Source organism: Aequorivita sp. IT1282, from assembly GCF_058068205.1.
In genome coordinates this window covers 23948-43040 of the sequence record NZ_JBYRHR010000007.1, presented here as the reverse complement: position 1 = coordinate 43040, position 19093 = coordinate 23948, and the positions used below count along the sequence as shown (strand labels likewise).

Genomic DNA, 19093 nt, shown 5'->3' with positions numbered 1-19093 from the left:
CATATATAATTTCTTTGGAATTATTTTTAGCCGAGGTGTAGATTCTCTGGATTATATCCCAAATATGGAACTTCTTCCTCTGTAAAAAAGACGCCGTTTTCTTCGAGTTCTTTTAAGATTGGTCCATAAACCTCTTTAGCAATTGGTCGTTGAACTCCTGGCGTTTTTATTTCACCATTTAGAATTTTAATGGCGGCTATTGCAACGGGTAGTCCTACTGTTTTCGCCATTGCAGTGTGCGTTTGATCTTCACCAATTAAAGCCATTTGGCTATCAATTTGATATTTTTTCCCATCTAATTCATAACCGAATTTGTGGTACATAACGATCATATCTTTATCCTCTGGCGCTAATGTCCATTTTTCCTCCAATATTTTTTGAAGTGCCATCGCTGGTGTAGCATTCTTGATGCCAATGGTTTTTTCTTTGCTGAAAATCTCTAGTTCCTCAAGTTTATCCCACATTAAATCATCTTGATCGATTTTTAGCGCATAGCGAAGTTTAAGCTCCACAGAATCTGTTGGAGAATAAGCCAAAAATAAATTCACGAATTCGCGATACGTAAGGTTTTCAGAATCTGGAATTGTGTAGGTATCATCGGTCATTCCCAGTTGTACAAACATATTCCAAGCCTTGCTAAATCCAACTCTTCTAATAGTTCCGCGGTATAGGGTTAGAATGCTTTCTAGTCCGTAAACAGATTGGTATTCAAGAGAATTTCTATTTGCTAAAACCTCAAATTTTCCGTAGCCTTCAATATTAATGAATTCTGTTCTTCGGAATAATCTGTGATATGGTATGTATTTAAATTTTCCTTCTTGAATAAATTCTGCAGCGCCACCTTGGCCTGCTAAAACTACATTTCGAGGGTTCCACGTAAACTTATAGTTCCATAAGTTGTCATCGCTTTCGGGAGCTATTAAGCCACCTGTAAAAGATTCAAAAAGAAGCATTTTCCCGCCTTTTGAACGAATTCTGTCAATCACTTGCATAGCACTCATGTGGTCCACTCCTGGATCGAGGCCTATTTCGTTCATAAAAACCAAACCTTTAGATTCGGCTTTAGGATTTAGCGATTGCATTTCTTTACTTACGTATGAAGCGGTAACCATATGCTTTCCAAATTCAATACATTCTCTGGCCACTTCAATATGATAGCGTGCTGGCAGCATTGAAATTACTAAATCGCTATTTTGAACTGCTTCTCTTCTTTGCGCTTCATTAAAAACGTCGAGCATTATTCCGCGAGCATTTTGATGTTCGGCAGTGAACTTTTGCGCAGACTGAATAGAGATATCACCAATTGTAATAAAAAGGTCTTCTTTTTCACTTTTGTCTAGCAAATAACGAATTAAACTTGCGGCCGATCTTCCTGCGCCTATAATTAATATGTTTCTCATTGGAGAGTTTTTTTTAACTTTGGAAATAGATTTTGTAAGGGACGAAATTACTAATTCCAAATTTCAAAAATGACGGTTTTCGATAAAAATATAGTGATGACGGCTTGTTTTCTATCAGCTATTACTATTGCAATTGGTGCTTTTGGAGCACACAGTTTAAAGAATATGGTAGACGCCACGGCGTTAGTTACTTTTGAAACTGGAGTGCGCTATCAAATGTACCACTGCTTAGCTCTTTTAGCTTTAGGATTGGTGCCATCAATTCCAATAAAAACAAAGAAAACGGTATTTTGGCTCTTTATTATCGGGATTCTTTTTTTCTCAGGATCTATTTATTTGCTTGCGCTAAACGAAATCTTACCATTTAATGCTGCAAAAATTGGTTTTATAACTCCAATAGGTGGATTACTGTTTATAATTGGCTGGTTTAGGTTTGGCTATTCAATGGTTTCTTTAAAGAAGCGATAAATTTTTTTTATTTTTCCTCAATCTCTAGAAGATTTGCTACTTTTGCAGTCTACAAAATCTAAAAAAGGTATGGTCGATAAAAACCAAGCTACGAAATCGATTTCGGTTGAAAAATACGGAATCAAAAATGCAAAAGTTAAATATCAACTTTCTTCACAAGAGCTACACAACGAAACATTGCAAAAAGGACAAGGCACAGAAGCCGCTAGCGGTGCCTTGGCAGTAAACACGGGAGAATTTACCGGAAGGTCTCCAAAAGATAGGTTTATTGTAAAAGACGATGTTACCCGCGAAAGAGTGTGGTGGGGGAATGTGAATATTCCATTTCCACCAGATATGTTTGATAAGCTTTATGATAAGGTTGTTGACTATCTTTCTGAGAAAGAAGTATACGTTCGCGATAGTTATGCTTGTGCTGATGACGATTACAAATTAAACATTCGCGCAATTAATGAAACACCGTGGTGTAATCTTTTTGCACACAATATGTTTCTTCGTCCTAAGGAAGAAGAATTAGCGTCTTTTGACGCAGAATGGCTAATAGTAAATGCTCCCGGATTTACAGCAGATCCAGAAGTTGATGGAACAAGACAACACAACTTTGCTATCTTGAACTTTACCAGAAAAATTGCTTTAATTGGTGGTACAGGTTACACAGGAGAAATTAAAAAAGGAATTTTCTCTGCACTTAATTTTATACTTCCGGTTTATAAAAATACGATGCCAATGCACTGCTCGGCAAACGTAGGCGATGATGGAGAAACAGCTATTTTCTTTGGACTTTCTGGAACTGGAAAAACAACACTTTCTGCAGATCCAGGTCGCAAACTAATTGGTGATGACGAACACGGATGGACGGCAGATAACAAAATTTTCAATTTTGAAGGTGGATGTTATGCTAAGGTAATAAATCTTTCAGCAGAAAATGAGCCCGATATCTACAATGCAATAAAACCAGGCGCGCTTCTAGAAAATGTAATAATGGATGAAAATGGCGAAGTTGATTTTGCCGACACTTCAATTACACAAAATACACGTGTAAGCTATCCTATTTATCATATTAAGAATATTCAAGTGCCTTCTATAGGCGAAAACCCGAAGAACATCTTCTTTTTAACTGCAGATGCTTTTGGTGTTTTGCCTCCTATTTCAAAACTTACTCCGGGGCAGGCTGCGTATCACTTTATAAGTGGTTACACTGCGAAGGTTGCAGGAACGGAAGAAGGAATAAACGAACCTACTCCAAACTTTTCAGCTTGTTTTGGCGCACCATTTATGCTGCTCCACCCAACTGAATATGCCGAAATGTTGAGCAAGAAGATGAAAGATTCTGGTGTAAATGTTTGGCTAATAAACACAGGATGGACCGGTGGTCCTTACGGCATAGGTAGTAGAATGAAACTTAAATACACTCGTGCAATGATTGCCGCTGCATTGGAAGGTAAACTGAAAGATGTTGAATTTGAAAATCATCCAATTTTTAACCTAATGATGCCAAAATCTTGCCCGAACGTTCCTTCGGATATATTAAACCCAAAGGAAACTTGGAAGAATAAAAAGGCGTATGATATTCAGGCTAAGGAATTGGCAAACTCTTTTAAAGAGAATTTTGCCAAGTATGAATCTTACGCAAATGAAGAAATTCTTTCCGGAGCTCCTGCTTCAGAATAATTGCAGAAATAGTATAAAACAAAAAAGGCTTGCCACGATGGCAAGCCTTTTTTTATTGCAATTAATTGAGTTTATTTTTTGTGGTTAACCTCTCTAATGTACTTTTCTAAAGCCATTGTCATAGAAGGTGTTTCTGGAGTTGGCGCTTGTATATCTACACGCAAACCTTGATCTGTAGCAGCTTTTACCGTAGTGTTTCCGAATACTGCAATACGGGTATCTTTTTGTTCAAAATCTGGGAAGTTTTCAAAAAGTGATTGAATACCGCTTGGACTGAAAAACACCAAAATATCATAATACACATTGCGTAAGTCTGAAAGATCGCTTACTACTGTTTTGTAGAATGTAGCTTCTTTCCAATCTACTTTTAACTCGTTTAATACAGCTGGAACATCTGGCTTAAGTTTGTCGGAAGTTGGAAGTAGAAATTTTTCGTTTTTATATTTTTTAATGATTGGCGCAAGTTCAGGAAATGTTCTTTTACCTACATAGATTTTCCTTTTTCTATAAACCACGTATTTTTGAAGATAGTAAGCCACGGCTTCACTTAAACAAAAATATTTCATCGTGTCTGGCACTTTAAAACGCAGCTCTTCTGCAATTCTGAAATAATGATCCACAGAGTTTCTGCTAGTAAGAATAACGGCTGTGTATTTTGCAAGATCAACCTTCTGGGCTCTTACCTCTTTGCCTGGAACGCCCTCAACGTGAATAAAGGGACGGAAATCTATTTTTACCTTTTGTTTTTCAATTAAATCGAAATAAGGGGAGTTTTCAATTTTAGGCTCGGGTTGAGAAACCAGTATAGTTTTCACTTTCATAGATAGACCAGATTTTTTTAAATATTATGCTTAAACAAAGCTCTTGTAAAGGATAATATAAGGTGAAATTTCAAGTGCGCAAAGATACAAAATAAAATAGAAGAAATTGCGGAATATCAATTTTCCATTTTTCTTATAGCTGTAAAGCAGTGCAATAGCGTTAAGTAGCATAGCGAACCCACCAAATAGAAGCATTCCCATTGGTGTGGGCGGATATATATAAAGGAAAAAGAGGTTACCTGCAAAAAATAATATGCCTAAAAAATTGCGATAACTTAATTTTTGATAGAGATAATTATTGATAACAATATCCATTGAAAAAATATTAGCCACAATTTTCTCGAGCGAAAATTTAATTAAGACAAACATGCTGTAAGCGGTACAAATTTGAATAAACAGCCATTCATTTTGCGCTACTTTAATTGGATTGAATACTTGGAAAAGTAAAAATATAAAGATAGAAACACAGATTATCTGGGCTACAAAGAGAATCATATTGAAGGGATGATTCAATTCATCATTTTTGCCGTGTACAAAAAAGTACTGGTTGGTTAACGGCAACAACGAAAATTCGTGGAATCTTTTGGGGTAATAATACTTGGCGAGTGCGTAAAGAACAAAGCATCCAAGCAGCAAATATGTAGCCCAATCGTTAGATTCTATAAGTCTTTGGCTAAAATCCACTTTTAATATTTTTGGTAAAGGTACAGTAAAATATAATTGCTTTTTGAGGCATGAATTAGATTTTACTTCACATTTATTTATTCAAAAAAGGGTACATTTGCGCTAAAATAGCAGTATGTCCAAGGCGGTAGTGGTGGTGCCAACTTATAATGAAATTGAAAACATAGAACGGTTACTGCGAAATGTTTTTTCATTACAGCGTGAGTTTCACATTTTAGTTGTGGACGACAACTCACCAGATGGTACTGCAAATCTTGTAGAAAACAGTTTCGAAACCTACCCTAATAAACTCTTTTTGCTGAAAAGAGCTGAGAAAAATGGTTTGGGAAGCGCCTATATAGCTGGTTTTAAATGGGCATTACAGAAAGATTACGACTATATTTTTGAAATGGATGCCGATTTTTCTCACAACCCAAATGACCTTATTAGGTTGTTTAATGCTTGCCACAAAGACGGTCATGATTTAGCCGTTGGCTCGCGCTACGTTACAGGAGTAAACGTTGTAAACTGGCCAATGAGCAGGGTGTTGTTATCGTGGCTTGCTTCAAAATATGTGCAGTTTGTAATGGGGATGAATATTTACGATACAACGGCAGGATTTATTTGCTACAGAAGAGCTGTTTTGGAGAGAATAAACCTAGACAATATTCGTTTTGTGGGCTACGCTTTTCAGATTGAGATGAAATTTAAGGCTTACATCAGCAAATTCAAAATTAAAGAAGTACCTGTAATCTTTACAGATCGTACCAAGGGGGAGTCTAAAATGAGTTCGGGCATTATTTCCGAAGCCATTTTTGGAGTGATTGCAATGAAATTTAAAAGTGTATTTAATAGAAAAAGATTTAATGAAAAATCGTTTCATTAAAATAATAATGTTGCGTAGAATATTGAATAATAATGTTCTAAATGTCCTATAAAAAAGAAGATAAAATACAGATGAAAGCAGTTTTAATTAAGAACGCAAACATAGTAAACGAGGGAAGGATAATAAAAGGAGACGTTCTAGTTCAAGACGGCCGTATTGCAGAAATTTCTGAAACCATCAGCATGAAATCTGCTGAAACGAAAGTGATAGATGCCGACGGAAGCTATTTATTACCGGGAATGATAGACGATCAAGTTCATTTTCGCGAACCAGGATTAACACACAAAGGCACTATTGAAACTGAATCTAAAGCAGCGGTAGCGGGCGGAATAACTTCTTTCATCGAAATGCCGAACACCGTTCCACAAGCTACAACTATTGAGCTTTTGGAAGAAAAATTTGATATTGCATCCAAAACTTCTTGGGCCAACTATTCTTTTATGTTTGGTGGTACCAATGATAATTTAGATGAAATATTAAAAGTAGATCCACAGAAAGTGGCGGGTTTGAAATTGTTTTTAGGCTCATCTACAGGAAATATGCTAGTAGACGATCCAAAGACTTTGGAAGAAATTTTCAGCAAAACCAAATTGCTTATTTCGGCTCATTGTGAAGATGAAGGCACAATTAAAAAGAATTTAGCGAAATATGAAGCTGAGTTTGGCGAAGACATCGCAATTGCACTTCACCCAAAAATACGCAGTGAAGAAGCTTGTTATATTTCCTCTTCAAAAGCGGTAAAGCTTGCAGAAAAAACGGGGGCACGTCTTCATGTATTTCATGTTTCTACAGAAAAGGAAACGCATCTTTTCAGCAATAAAAAGCCACTTGCCGAAAAGAAAATAACCGCCGAGGCTTGCATTCATCATTTATGGTTTTCAGAAGAAGACTACAAAGCAAAAGGCACAAAAATAAAGTGGAATCCCGCAGTTAAAACGCAAAAAGACAGAGACGGATTGTTAAAAGCACTGCTCGATGACCGTATTGATGTTATTGCTACAGATCACGCGCCGCATACTTTAGAAGAGAAAAACAATAAATATTTAAGCGCACCTTCGGGTGGGCCAATGGTGCAACACGCCTTGGTAGCGCTTTTAGAAATGTATCATAAAGGTAAAATTTCTTTGGAAAAAATTGTTGAGAAATTTGCTCATAATCCTGCTATTCTTTTTCAAATAAAGGATCGTGGCTACATTAGAAAAGGATATAAAGCAGATTTAGTTTTAGTAGATCTTAACTCGCCTTGGACGGTAAAAAAAGAGAATCTACTTTATAAATGTGAATGGTCGCCGTTTGACGGAACCATCTTTAAATCGCGCATAACTCACACCCTTGTTAACGGAGTTGTAGTTTATGAAAACTTTAAATTCCCAAACAAAAGTATTCCTGAAAGACTAACCTTTAACAGATGATGAAATATTGCCTTTTTGTTTTTGTATGTATTTTAAGCTTTTCTGGTTGCCAAAATGTGGAGCAACCTAAAAAGCCAGACAATCTTATTTCAAAAGACAAAATGGTCGATATCTTAACGGAGACATATATGGCAAACGCTGCCAGAAGTGTGAGCAATCAAATTATTATAGAAAAAGGGGTGATACTGGATTCTTTGATTTATAAGAATTTTGGTGTGGATAGTCTGCAATTTGCAAATAGCAATGATTACTATGCGGCTAATGTAAATAGCTATATAGAAATTTTTCAAATTGTAGAAGCAAGACTTACTGCAATGCAGCAAAAAATGGACAGTATTCGCGAAATAGAGAGAGATTTAAAAGACTCGATTGGCAAGCAAGAAATTGAAGAAAAAACAAATATAGCACCTCTAAAAGACAGCTTAATTTAGAGGGTTTCAGCTTTCTTCGGATACTCGTTTTAGTGTTTCTTCTGTTGGTGTAAATTGAAAATTAAGATCTTCTATTATTTTGGAAGCATCATAATGCGAAGTTTTAAACATTGAGTTAACAGTAGTTTTTACAATTCTTCTTTCTGTATTGAAAAGCTTATTCGAAAGCCAATCTATTCCTATTAAAAAATACATCAAACCTTTCGGAAGTTTTTTCGTTGGAGGTTTTTTACCAGCAAGTATCGCTAGTTTTGAAAGTAGTTGTTTGAATGAAATGTTTTCTCCAACCAATACGTAATTTTGGTTCGTGACATCAGAATCCATCAGTGTTTTCATTGCTTTCACCACGTCTTGAACATCAACAATACCCATTGCTCCAGGGGGATAAAATGGTATACCCCGTCTGCCCAACTTAATAATTACATTGCTTCCACCGCCATTGGGTGATGTGCCCAAAATAACGCCTGGATTTACAATTACAGCATTAAGGCCTTCTTGTGTACCGCGCCAAACTTGCATTTCGGCAGCGTATTTTGTAAGTGCGTAAACGTTGTTTTTTTCGTAAGGATTCCAAGGAGTTTTCTCGTTAATTGACTGGTGGTTTGCATTTCCTCCTAAAGTGGCAATCGAACTTACGTAACAGAGTTTTTCAATGTTGTTGGAGAGGCAAAGATTTATAATGTTTGCTGTGCCTTCCTCATTAATCTTTTTTAAAAGTGAATATTTTGAAGGGTCAAAATTTATAATAGCTGCGCAGTGATAAACTTTTGTAATGTTTTTAAAAGCTTCGGAAAGAGCTGGAATGTCTGTCACATTTGCTTCGACCCATTCAATTTTTTTGAAGAGAGAATCTACATCATCGGTGTAAAGCGCAAACACTTTTTTTACAGATTGTATATCGCTGCTTTTTCTATGAATAGCGCGCACTGCGGTATTTTCTTTCAACAGAAAATACAAAAGGTGCGAACCCACTAAGCCTGTGCTGCCAGTTACTAAAATCATACTGCGAAAATACTGAAATTGAAATCGAAACCGAACTAGAATTCAAAATGAAACTTGTATTCTATTGAAACTTGAATTTTAAAATTTCAACCTTGAATCTTTAAAGGAGAACCTTATCTTTGCATCCTCATAGTCCGAAGCCTTGATGGCAGCGGAAAAATAAAGCAAAAAAATGGCACTTAAAAATTTCGTTGAAGAATTACAATGGCGAGGCATGGTACATGATGTAATGCCCGAAACTGAAGCACACCTTTTGGAAACAATGCGTTCTGCTTATGTAGGTTTTGACCCTACCGCAGACTCATTACACATTGGCAACTTGGTGCCGATAATGCTATTGTCTTTCTATCAGCGCTCCGGACATAGGCCAGTTGCTTTGGTGGGTGGAGCTACGGGAATGATTGGCGATCCTTCTGGAAAAAGTGCCGAGCGTAATCTGCTTAATGAAACAGCCTTACGCCACAATCAGGAATGTGTTAAAAACCAGCTTTCTCAATTTTTAGATTTTTCTTCGGGAGCCGAGAACCAAGCCGTACTTGTAAATAATTACGACTGGATGAAGGAGTTTTCATTTCTAGATTTCATCAGAAATGTGGGCAAACACATTACCGTAAACTATATGATGGCGAAAGATTCTGTAAAAACCAGATTGAGCGGTGAAAGCTCAGATGGACTTTCATTTACAGAGTTTACATACCAACTAATACAAGGGTATGATTTTGTGCACCTTTATAGAAATTTAGATTGCACCCTACAAATGGGCGGAAGCGATCAATGGGGAAATATTACTACTGGTACCGAATTAATTAGAAGAATAGACGGTGGTAAAGGCTACGCGCTAACATGCCCATTGATTACAAAAAGTGATGGAACCAAGTTTGGTAAGAGCGAGGGGGGAAATGTATGGTTGGATGCCAACAAAACTTCACCTTACAAATTCTACCAATACTGGTTAAACAGTAGCGATGATGATGCCGAAAAATATATCAAGATCTTCACTTTTCTCGATAAAGAAACAATAGATAGTTTAATTATAGCGCACAAAGAAGCGCCACATATGCGATTGCTTCAAAAGCGATTAGCGCAAGAGGTTACAACTACTGTGCACAGTGCCGAAGAATTTGAGAAAGCTGTTAAAGCTTCTGAAATTTTATTTGGAAACTCTACTTCCGAAGATTTAAAAACGCTAGATGAAAAAACTTTTCTTGATGTTTTTGATGGCGTTCCACAAGCCGAAATTTCAAAAGAGGAAATAAAAGACGGCATTGAGATTATTACTGCTTTAGCGGGAAAAACAGGATTTTTAAAATCTAATGGAGAGGCGCGACGTGCCTTGAAGGAAAATTCAATTTCGGTAAATAAAGAAAAGATTTCTGAAGATTTTAATATTACAGAAAGTGATTTAATCAACGGGCAATTCGTGTTATTGCAACGTGGTAAGAAGAACTATTTTATTATAAAAGCGGTATAATTATGTATCTTTAGGTTGAAATTATTTGCGATATGGAAACGACAGAGCTAAGAAAAAAGGTGATTGCTTATATAAATGAAGCAGATGACGATACTTTGCGAATTGTGAATGCAGTTTTTGAGCGTTATGAATATACAAACCAATATGAACTTCCTGAAATTGCTGAAAAATTAATTCTACAAGCCATGGAGGAGAGTGAACAAGGCATTGTAAGACCTCATAACGAGGTGATGGACCGTTTAAAAAGCAATGAAATCTCTAAATAGATGGACGTTTTTTGGACAAAAACTTCTGAAATCACGTACGCCGAAGAGATAGATTTTATTCTAAAAAAGTGGAATAAAAAACAAGCGTTAGATTTTAGAGATTTAGTGTTCGATTATATCTCAACACTGCAATCTGGAGTGCTTATTGGCAGACCTTATAAAGTGAAAAATGTGTGTGTTTCTGTTATATCTAAACAAACAACTTTAGTTTATAAAGTTTTTGAAAATGAACGTAGAATAGATTTGTTACTATTTTGGAACAACAAAAGAGATCCACGAGAATTTGAAAAATTCCTCAAAGAATAAAATAAAAAAAATCCCCGGCAAAGTTTGCACGGGGATTTCTCAATTAACTAACCAACCAAATTATGAAAAGTAATCATCTTCTCACGGTTATTTGGTCGGTACATTTGCATTATACTTACACTGTATTTCAGTAGTTTATGTTAAATATTTCCCTAAAAAACCATTAGGTTACAGCCTCTAATATCGCTGCTATCAAAGCGTCCTATAATCTCAAACGAACCGTCTTCAGAAGTTTTTCCCAGATCCTGTGTAGCAATAAAAGAACAGGAATAGAGGTTTGCTAAATCTATTACATTTATTCCGCCAGTCTTTCTAAAAGTATAGGTTAACGCATCTTCGGTGTCGCGCGTTAAAACTTTCATCCAAGGCGGGCAATTAAAAATTCCATCGCCTACAGAATATGCTTGCGAAAGCAGTTCGGTCATTCCGTACTCACTGTGAATTTTACTTACTCCAAAACCGTTAGCTAAAATCTCGTGCAGTTCTTCTTTTATCATTTCTTTTCGGCGACCTTTCATTCCGCCGGTTTCCATCACGATTGTGTTTTTTAGCTGAAAATTTCTTTTTTCAATCAAATCTAATAAAGCATAGGAAACACCAATTAGGAGGGTTTTTAGATTGCTGTTTTCTAAGACGTTCAGCTTTTCAATCAGCTCGTCCATTTCATATAAATAGAAGCCGCTGTGTGGGTTTTTGCTTGTTTCAATTAGGTTTTCCACCATATATATTAATGAGGAGCCATCGCGTTCCAAATAGGAGGGCAACAGTGCTAAAATCGCAAAGTTTTCGGGTTTGCCATATTGTAGCTGAAATGCTTTTTGAAAACTAGTTTCGTAAAGTTTTAAATTTGAAACAAAATGTTGACTCGTAATACTTCCGGTCGTGCCGCTACTTGTAAATATGGTTTCTTCAGTTAATTCGTAAGCCATTATTTTATGGCTTTTGAAAAACTGAATAGGCAGAAAAGGAATTTGTTCTGTAGATTTTACTTCTGAAACATTTGTTTTCAGAAGATCACAGAAATCGCGATATACATCAACATTTTCATATTGAAAACGAAAGACTTCAAGGGCAAGACGCTCAAAATCTTCCGAGGTTTTAATATTGAAAATTTCTTTTTCAAGCATTTTTAACAAGCTGCAAATTTTTCTTCAAAAATAGTTAAATAAAAAAAGCTCCTGTCGAAACAGAAGCTTTTAAAGTGTTTTTTCGGTGAATTACTTTACAACCAATTTATTGGTGACGGAACTATTGCCTTGCTCTATTTTCAGAATATAAACACCACTGTTCAATCTTGAAATATCTAATCTATCACCAATAAGCCTGGTTTTTATAACTTGTTCGCCCAATATATTAAAAATTGAAATGTTTTTTGGTCCGCTAACATTTGAGGTAATATTTACATAACCTCTTGTTGCGGGATTGGGATATAAAGCAAACTTTGTTGTAGTTTGTTCCGTCACACCAATTGCACCAACGTACATAATATTGTCAAACCAAAAAGATTCGCCCCCTGCATTGTTTCTGCCTTCAATTACAAGTTGCACAATACTCGAGGGCACAGGTACCACAACATTTTGCCATTCTAACTGATATTCGCCAGTGCCAGTATCAAAAGGCACTAAATCGTCAAGGTCTGTTCCTGTGGAGTTGAATATATCGGTTTCAGTACTATTGGTAATATCTTTAACATAGATGCGCAATCTGTCTGAACCAGATTCATTAACGGTTCCATCACCTTCGTAATTACCATTTGCAGGATTAGTATTTATGGATATTAAAAAATCTACTGAAATACCGGGCAAAGAAATGCCTGTTAAATCTATCTGATCGAATTCAAGAATATAGTTTCCATCAATGTCGCTCATTCTATACCCCTTTGCTCCATTTGTAAAATTTACAGATGAAGAAGGTGATTTGTCTGTTACCCCTACATCGTCACCATCGGTGAGCCCAACATTTGGAGTGTCATAGGGAGCGTAAGAAGCATTAAAACCTAATTCTGCGCCAACACTTGTGTAGTCCACAAAAGGTTGCCCAGCATTATTGATTAAATCGTGTGCTACATTCGGATCGCCAGTATCCGTATATTTCCCTGAAAGTGCGTCTGGCTCCTCAAAACTGGTTCCGGCAATTTGAGCAAAAGCTACGGTACCTACTAAAAGAGCCACAAATAAAGTAGTTTTCTTCATCGGATTAAGTTATAAGTTGTTATACAAATATAATTAATTATTTTTTTGTAAAATACTGATAATGAGTGAAATTGAATTTCGATAAAGGAAAATTCACCTGCTTTAGTGTCAAAATATTGAACATGTTATGTAAAGGTTATCTAATGGTTAACAATAAGCGTGCTAAACATATGCTCACGTTAAATAATGCTATCTTTGAAACGTTAAAAAAAGAAATGTTACTTCGTAAATAGCCATAAATAATGAAGAAAAAAGATATTACAATTTTGTTGGTAGACGACGAACCGGACATTCTTGAGATAGTGAGATACAATCTAACTTCTGAAGGTTATACTGTTGAAATAGCAGAGAACGGATTAGAGGCCATTGAGCAAGCAAAAAAAGTAAAGCCACAACTAATTATCATGGATGTGATGATGCCAGAAATGGACGGTATGGAAGCTTGCGAAAAAATAAGAAGCATCCCTGAACTCTCTGAAACTGTAATTACTTTTCTAACTGCAAGAGGCGAAGATTATTCTCAGATGGCAGGATTTGAAGCCGGTGCCGATGATTATATTACCAAACCAATTAAACCAAAAGTTCTTGTAAGCAAAGTAAAATCATTGTTGCGAAGATTTAAGGAAGAGGAAGAAGACGAAAAAATTAAACTGGGCAATCTTACCATTAACCGTGAGGAATATAAAATTATTCTGGGTAAAGAGGAAATGGTGCTCCCCAGAAAAGAGTTTGAATTATTGGCGCTTCTTGCCTCTAAACCAGGAAAAGTTTTTAAACGCGAAGATATTCTAGACAGCATTTGGGGCAATGATGTAATCGTTGGCGGACGCACAATAGACGTACACATTCGGAAGCTGCGCGAAAAAATTGGCGACGATAAATTTAAAACCGTGAAAGGGGTTGGCTATAAGTTTGTAGTTTAGCTGAAATGAAATTTTCTAAAAAATATAATTTCGCTTTTTCCACATCGCTATTCATTGCTCTGTTTTCAACACTGGCAATGGGTGTTTTCATGTATTTTTTGCTAAAAACCGTTTCTGCCTGGCTACTTCTCTATTTTGTGTTCACGTTTTTACTTTCCTTTTTCATACTTCAACAGAGGTTAGAAAAATTTATTTATTTGCGAATAAAGAAAATTTACAAGGACGTTCGTATTCTTAACGAGCAAGATTTTCAAAAGCCTTCCATTACTACAGATATGGAAGTGCTAACTCGCGAAGTTGAGAACTACGTAAACGTAAAAAAGCTTGAAATAGAAACCCTTAACGTCCGAGAAAATTATAGAAAGGAGTTTATGGGAAACATTTCTCACGAGTTAAAAACGCCATTATTTACAGTGCAAAGTTACGTTCTAACATTGCTGGATGGCGCAATGAAAGATAAAAAAGTGCGCAAAGAATACCTTCGTCGTGCAAGTAAAGGGGTGGAAAGACTCATTTATATTGTAAAAGAATTAGATATGATAGCTAAACTTGAAGTGGGTGGTCTGGTTCTGAACAAAGAAAATTTCGACATAATTGTTTTGGTTCAAAATATTTTTGATGCGCTGGAAATGAGAGCTGCGAAGAAGAATATTTCGCTAGTTTTTGACAAAGATTACACAAAAGAAATACTGGTATATGCAGACCGCGCTAGAGTGGAGCAAGTTCTTACAAACCTTATTGTGAATTCCTTGAAATACGGAAAACAAGATGGTACCACCGAAGTAAGTATTGAAAATATTTTAGAAAAGAAACTTCTGGTGCGCGTTACCGATAATGGGGAAGGTATACTGAAAGAAAATATGCCGCGAATTTTTGAACGTTTTTATAGAGTAGATAAAAGCGGTTCTAGAAAAGAAGGTGGCAGCGGTTTGGGCCTTTCCATCGTGAAGCATATTGTGGAAGCGCACAACGATAAAATCTACGTTGAAAGTCAGTTTGGTATAGGTTCCGAATTTTCATTCACCCTCGAAAAGGGAAAATAATTCTGTAAAATTTATAGACGGATTAGAGAGTGTTTTCAAACCTTTATAATCCGCAACTTTGTCCAACTCATTTATTTTGAATTTCTTTTGTTTACAAGAAGGAGCAATTCCAAGATTTGTTAATCGCTTTGCCAAATATTCCTGCTCGTATTGTTCGGGAGTGGGCACAAAAATGGCTTTTTTCTCAAGCATGGTTAAATCCATGATAGTAGTGTAACCCGGTCGGGAAATTACCAATTCACTTTCGTTAATAGTTTTTTCCAGCTCTTCAGTTTTCATAAAATTTACCGTTTTAATATTTCCGAAGTTTTGCCAGTTTTGTATTTCTTCAACGACACCTCGAACCATTAAAATGTTTTTTTCACTTCCTTTAAAAACGGTTTTCAGTTTCTCCTCAAATAAGGTGCGTTGCGGTTCTGGCCCTGAAAGTAACAACAGAATATCTATTGTTTTAGGTAGTTCGATTTTCTTCATTCGACTTAATACACCAATATATTTAACTGGTAATGAATTCTTTTTTAAATGACCCAGCTTTCCGCTGAGGTTGATTAATAAATTGTCCACATCAGGCACCCAACACACATCAAATTTTTTAATAATATTCTGATGAATTTTACTACTGAAATACGTCGTATTTCCTGTTAAAACATTTAGTTGGTGCGTAATAAATACTGAAGGCACAGGGGGATTCCTGACCCCAAATCGATTGTCGCTAATTATTCCGTGTATTTTTCTCTGGGTAAGAATTTCTTCAATTTGTTCTTTTTCAGCTAAAATTGTGCGTTTAATCTGTGGAAATTTCAGCAACATTTTCCACTTAAAAAGACCACCTTTTTTTGGATATGTAATGTTATATGAAGGTAATTCAATGGACTCTAATTCAGGAAATTCCTTTTGAAGCAGTAGTAATGCGGGACCGTCAGAAGCAAGCAAAACGTTATAGTTTTGCTCAAGTAATGCGCGAATAATAGGAATACAGCGTGTAGCGTGGCCTAAACCCCAATTTAGAGGAGCAACCAAAATCAACTTTTTTTTCGGCATAAAAACAAAGGTAGCAATAATTGCTGCGGGATTTTATTTCCTTAATTTTACCAAAAATTTAAAAATTTTGGGAAGTAAGAACAAACTGAGACGTTTTAGAGAGAATGAAACTTTTGATAATGTAGTGCAACCATCAAGAGAAGATGTGCTAAACGATTCACTGAAACTAAAAGGAAACTGGCGCAAAGAATTCTTTAAAAATGAAAACCCCCTTGTTTTGGAACTGGGGTGTGGTAAAGGGGAGTATTCGGTAAGTTTGGCACAAGCGTATCCACAAGTAAACTTTTTAGGTATTGATATAAAAGGGGCTCGCTTTTGGCGTGGTGCAAAAACAGCTTTGGAAGAAAATCTAAATAATGTAGGTTTTCTGCGTACCCAAATAGAACTCGTTGATCATATGTTTGACGAAAACGAGGTTGATGAAATTTGGATTACTTTTCCCGACCCACAGATAAAGTACAAGCGTACAAAACACCGTTTAACTAACGAAGATTTTCTTCAGAAATACAAAAAAATATTAAAGCCAGACGGTGTTGTGCACCTTAAAACCGATAGTGAATTTATGCACGGCTATACGCTTGGTCTGCTTCACGGTTTAGGTGAAACTATTGAATACGCTCACCACGATGTTTATGGAAGCCAGGGAGCGCCCGCGGCAGTAACAGATATTCAAACATTCTACGAAAATCAATATCTTGAAAAGGGGAAAAAAATAACCTACGTTAGGTTTAAATTCCGTTAGATATAAATTCAGTATATTCACAGAAACTAAGGCCCTAAATGGCGATTTTTTACAACTTACTTATTGGTTTACTAGGGTCATTTATTGGGGTGCTACCACCTGGATTAATAAATATGTATGCGGCAAAAATAAGTATGAGAGAAGGCCGAAAAAGAGGCTTCCTGTTTGCTATTGGTGTTTGTATTACGGTAATGATTCAAACCTATATTGCGTTAATTTTTGCAGGTTATATAGGCAAACATCCTGAAATTGTTAACCTGCTTCAAAAGGTGGCGTTAGGTATATTTATAAGTCTTACTTTTTACTTTATTTTTATTGCGAAAGAAACTAGCAGAGAAATACGGGATCACGGAGAAAACTCTAAGAAAAACCGTTTCTTCTTAGGAATTTTTATTGCGATGTTAAACCTGCTTCCACTGCCTTATTGGATGTATTTAAGTATAACCTTTTCATCATTTGGCGCATTTTCTTTTTCGCAGCCTGCAATTTTTTTCGCAGTCATTGCATCTGGATTGGGCACATTTGCTAGTTTGGCTTTATACGTCCAATTTTTCAGACCTAAGGAAGATTCGCGCAAGTTAAAGCTGAATATGAATTATGTAATAGGAACAATTACCGCCATAATTTCTGTAATCACTTTCTTGAAAATTTTAAAGCAAATGTAAGGTGGGCAACGAAGGTTTTTTTGATAAAGTCTATCAAGTTGTAAAGCTAATTCCTTACGGAAAGGTAACTTCTTACGGTGCAATTGCGAAGTATTTGGGCGCTGCAGGAAGCGCTAGAATGGTTGGTTGGGCAATGAATGTAAGCCAGAAGCAAGAAGTACCTGCACACAGAGTAGTAAACCGAAAGGGTTTGCTAACCGGCAAACATCACTTTCAAGGAACTAGCCTAATGCAACAGTTATTAGAAAATGAAGGAATTGAAGTAGTTGACAACCAAATCCAGAATTTCGAAAAGCACTTTTGGGATCCAATGAAAGAGCTCGAATAAATAATTACTTTAAATACTTCACATTTTCAAGAACGTGTAGATTTCCTAATTTTTTAAAAATTTACAAATATTAGGAAATACTTCAAGCTCGTATTCAAAATATCTCTCCATCCTAAAATTCAATTATCAAACTATAAATCATTTCAATCTTACTGCTTCGTTTTCCGAAGTATTCCCACTATATTTGCACTTTAGAATGAATCTAAATATTACAAGTAAAAAATGAGCATTTCAAAACAAGATATCCTTCAAGCCCTTGAATCTATTACGGTTTCAGGTGAAGGTAAAAATATGGTAGAGAGCGGTGCAGTTCAGAATGTGGTAACATTTGCAGATGAAGTTATCGTAGATCTGAAACTTTCCACACCAGCACTTCATATAAAAAAACGCGCCGAAGCAGATGTTATTAAAACTATTCACGATAAAGTGGATGCAAATGCTAAAGTGCAAGTAAATATAAAAATTGAAGCACCAGCAAAACCACAAAATCCAAACTTAATAAAGGGAAAACCAATTGCTGGCATTAAGAATATTGTTGCCGTAGCTTCTGGAAAAGGTGGTGTTGGAAAATCTACTGTAACGGCAAATTTAGCAGTTACACTTTCAAAAATGGGCTTTAAAGTCGGTATTTTAGATGCTGATATTTACGGACCATCCATTCCAATTATGTTTGATGTGGCAAATGAAAAACCACTTTCTATAAACGTCGGCGGAAAAAGTAAAATGAAGCCAGTTGAAAATTATGGGGTGAAAATACTGTCTATTGGCTTTTTCACACAACCCGACCAAGCCGTAATCTGGCGTGGGCCAATGGCTTCAAAAGCCTTAAACCAACTTATTTTTGATGCTGCTTGGGGAGATTTAGACTTTATGCTAATTGACCTTCCTCCTGGAACGGGCGATATACATTTAAGTATTATGCAATCGTTGCCAATAACTGGAGCGGTTGTAGTTAGCACACCTCAAAATGTGGCTTTGGCTGATGCTAGAAAAGGAGTGGCAATGTTCCGCCAAGAAAATATTGACGTTCCTGTTTTGGGAATTATCGAGAATATGGCCTATTTTACTCCAGCGGAACTCCCTGAGAATAAATATTATATCTTTGGAAAAGAAGGCGCAAAACATTTAGCTGAAGATTTGGATGTACCATTTTTAGGCGAAATTCCTTTGGTACAAAGTATTCGTGAATCGGGTGATGTGGGCAGACCAGCAGTATTGCAAACTACAACACCAACCGAGGAAGCCTTTGAAGCAATTACTAGAAATGTTGTTGAAGAAACCGTTCGAAGAAACGAAAACCTTCCTCCAACAGAAGCAATACAAATTACAACAATGGCAGGTTGCAGCGCCGTAAAACAATAA

The 19093-nt window shown here is 36.2% G+C and carries 21 protein-coding genes; 14 read left to right on the top strand and 7 right to left on the bottom strand.

The genetic code is table 11. From position 1 onward, the window contains the following. Positions 1 to 26: 26 nt before the first annotated feature. A complete protein-coding gene (locus tag AC3RVG_RS14990) occupies positions 27 to 1400 on the bottom strand; it encodes a saccharopine dehydrogenase family protein (protein ID WP_489692289.1) in 1374 nt (457 codons plus the stop codon). Between the two features lie 69 nt (positions 1401 to 1469). On the opposite strand from AC3RVG_RS14990, the gene AC3RVG_RS14985 reads away from it, so the two are divergent. Both AC3RVG_RS14985 and pckA read left to right on the top strand, forming a co-directional pair. Further along, entirely contained in the window at positions 1470 to 1868 is a 399-nt protein-coding gene (locus tag AC3RVG_RS14985; protein ID WP_489692288.1) for a DUF423 domain-containing protein, read from the top strand. Positions 1869 to 1937: 69 nt separating this feature from the next. Further along, complete coding sequence (gene pckA / locus AC3RVG_RS14980) at positions 1938 to 3539, top strand: phosphoenolpyruvate carboxykinase (ATP) (RefSeq protein ID WP_489692287.1); 1602 nt, start codon at positions 1938 to 1940, stop codon at positions 3537 to 3539. A gap of 71 nt (positions 3540 to 3610) precedes the next feature. On the opposite strand, the gene AC3RVG_RS14975 is transcribed toward pckA, so the two are convergent. Further along, complete coding sequence (locus AC3RVG_RS14975; protein ID WP_489692286.1) at positions 3611 to 4360, bottom strand: uroporphyrinogen-III synthase; 750 nt, start codon at positions 4358 to 4360, stop codon at positions 3611 to 3613. Positions 4361 to 4390: 30 nt separating this feature from the next. After that, a complete protein-coding gene (locus tag AC3RVG_RS14970) occupies positions 4391 to 5044 on the bottom strand; it encodes a DUF4271 domain-containing protein (protein WP_489692285.1) in 654 nt (217 codons plus the stop codon). A gap of 115 nt (positions 5045 to 5159) precedes the next feature. Here AC3RVG_RS14970 and AC3RVG_RS14965 point away from each other — a divergent pair, with 115 nt between their 5' ends. The 3 genes from AC3RVG_RS14965 (at position 5160) to AC3RVG_RS14955 (ending at position 7752) form a co-directional block, all read left to right on the top strand. Then, entirely contained in the window at positions 5160 to 5909 is a 750-nt protein-coding gene (locus AC3RVG_RS14965; RefSeq protein WP_489692284.1) for a polyprenol monophosphomannose synthase, read from the top strand. Positions 5910 to 5980: 71 nt separating this feature from the next. Further along, on the top strand, positions 5981 to 7321 hold the full coding sequence (locus tag AC3RVG_RS14960) for a dihydroorotase (protein ID WP_489692377.1): 1341 nt from the start codon (positions 5981 to 5983) through the stop codon (positions 7319 to 7321). Next, a complete protein-coding gene (locus tag AC3RVG_RS14955; RefSeq protein ID WP_489692283.1) occupies positions 7318 to 7752 on the top strand; it encodes a DUF4296 domain-containing protein in 435 nt (144 codons plus the stop codon). Before AC3RVG_RS14960 ends, AC3RVG_RS14955 begins: the two co-directional genes overlap by 4 nt. A gap of 6 nt (positions 7753 to 7758) precedes the next feature. On the opposite strand, the gene AC3RVG_RS14950 is transcribed toward AC3RVG_RS14955, so the two are convergent. Further along, positions 7759 to 8754 (bottom strand): NAD-dependent epimerase/dehydratase family protein, encoded by a 996-nt coding sequence (locus AC3RVG_RS14950; protein ID WP_489692282.1) that lies wholly within the window; start codon positions 8752 to 8754, stop codon positions 7759 to 7761. A 172-nt stretch (positions 8755 to 8926) separates the two neighbouring features. Here AC3RVG_RS14950 and tyrS point away from each other — a divergent pair, with 172 nt between their 5' ends. The 3 genes from tyrS to AC3RVG_RS14935 are packed head-to-tail and all read left to right on the top strand — an operon-like array spanning position 8927 to position 10797. Beyond that, positions 8927 to 10225, top strand: a complete 1299-nt coding sequence (gene tyrS / locus AC3RVG_RS14945) for a tyrosine--tRNA ligase (protein ID WP_489692281.1) — start codon at positions 8927 to 8929, stop codon at positions 10223 to 10225. Between the two features lie 32 nt (positions 10226 to 10257). Next, the gene (locus AC3RVG_RS14940; RefSeq protein ID WP_489692280.1) at positions 10258 to 10491 is read left to right on the top strand and encodes a hypothetical protein; all 234 of its coding nucleotides are present in this window, start codon (positions 10258 to 10260) and stop codon (positions 10489 to 10491) included. Beyond that, positions 10492 to 10797 carry a type II toxin-antitoxin system RelE/ParE family toxin gene (locus AC3RVG_RS14935; protein WP_489692279.1) on the top strand — a complete coding sequence of 102 codons (306 nt, stop codon included), beginning with the start codon at positions 10492 to 10494 and terminating at the stop codon, positions 10795 to 10797. A 152-nt stretch (positions 10798 to 10949) separates the two neighbouring features. Here AC3RVG_RS14935 and AC3RVG_RS14930 read toward each other — a convergent pair whose 3' ends face one another. Next, positions 10950 to 11924, bottom strand: a complete 975-nt coding sequence (locus AC3RVG_RS14930; RefSeq protein WP_489692278.1) for a LuxE/PaaK family acyltransferase — start codon at positions 11922 to 11924, stop codon at positions 10950 to 10952. Between the two features lie 90 nt (positions 11925 to 12014). Next, entirely contained in the window at positions 12015 to 12989 is a 975-nt protein-coding gene (locus AC3RVG_RS14925) for a T9SS type A sorting domain-containing protein (protein WP_489692277.1), read from the bottom strand. A 242-nt stretch (positions 12990 to 13231) separates the two neighbouring features. Here AC3RVG_RS14925 and AC3RVG_RS14920 point away from each other — a divergent pair, with 242 nt between their 5' ends. Further along, complete coding sequence (locus tag AC3RVG_RS14920; protein WP_489692276.1) at positions 13232 to 13912, top strand: response regulator transcription factor; 681 nt, start codon at positions 13232 to 13234, stop codon at positions 13910 to 13912. Between the two features lie 5 nt (positions 13913 to 13917). Then, a complete protein-coding gene (locus AC3RVG_RS14915) occupies positions 13918 to 14955 on the top strand; it encodes a sensor histidine kinase (RefSeq protein ID WP_489692275.1) in 1038 nt (345 codons plus the stop codon). On the opposite strand, the gene AC3RVG_RS14910 is transcribed toward AC3RVG_RS14915, so the two are convergent. Beyond that, positions 14929 to 15996 carry a glycosyltransferase gene (locus tag AC3RVG_RS14910; RefSeq protein ID WP_489692274.1) on the bottom strand — a complete coding sequence of 356 codons (1068 nt, stop codon included), beginning with the start codon at positions 15994 to 15996 and terminating at the stop codon, positions 14929 to 14931. The two genes, AC3RVG_RS14915 and AC3RVG_RS14910, sit on opposite strands and share 27 nt — an antisense overlap. A 67-nt stretch (positions 15997 to 16063) precedes the next feature. Between AC3RVG_RS14910 and trmB the strand changes: the two genes are divergently transcribed. From trmB to AC3RVG_RS14890, 4 genes are all read left to right on the top strand, one after another. Then, complete coding sequence (gene trmB, locus AC3RVG_RS14905; protein ID WP_489692273.1) at positions 16064 to 16738, top strand: tRNA (guanosine(46)-N7)-methyltransferase TrmB; 675 nt, start codon at positions 16064 to 16066, stop codon at positions 16736 to 16738. A gap of 38 nt (positions 16739 to 16776) precedes the next feature. Further along, positions 16777 to 17403, top strand: coding sequence for a LysE family translocator (locus tag AC3RVG_RS14900; RefSeq protein WP_489692272.1), 627 nt, complete (start codon positions 16777 to 16779; stop codon positions 17401 to 17403). Between the two features lies 1 nt (position 17404). Continuing rightward, the gene (locus tag AC3RVG_RS14895; protein ID WP_489692271.1) at positions 17405 to 17731 is read left to right on the top strand and encodes an MGMT family protein; all 327 of its coding nucleotides are present in this window, start codon (positions 17405 to 17407) and stop codon (positions 17729 to 17731) included. A gap of 222 nt (positions 17732 to 17953) precedes the next feature. Beyond that, on the top strand, positions 17954 to 19093 hold the full coding sequence (locus AC3RVG_RS14890) for an Mrp/NBP35 family ATP-binding protein (RefSeq protein WP_489692270.1): 1140 nt from the start codon (positions 17954 to 17956) through the stop codon (positions 19091 to 19093).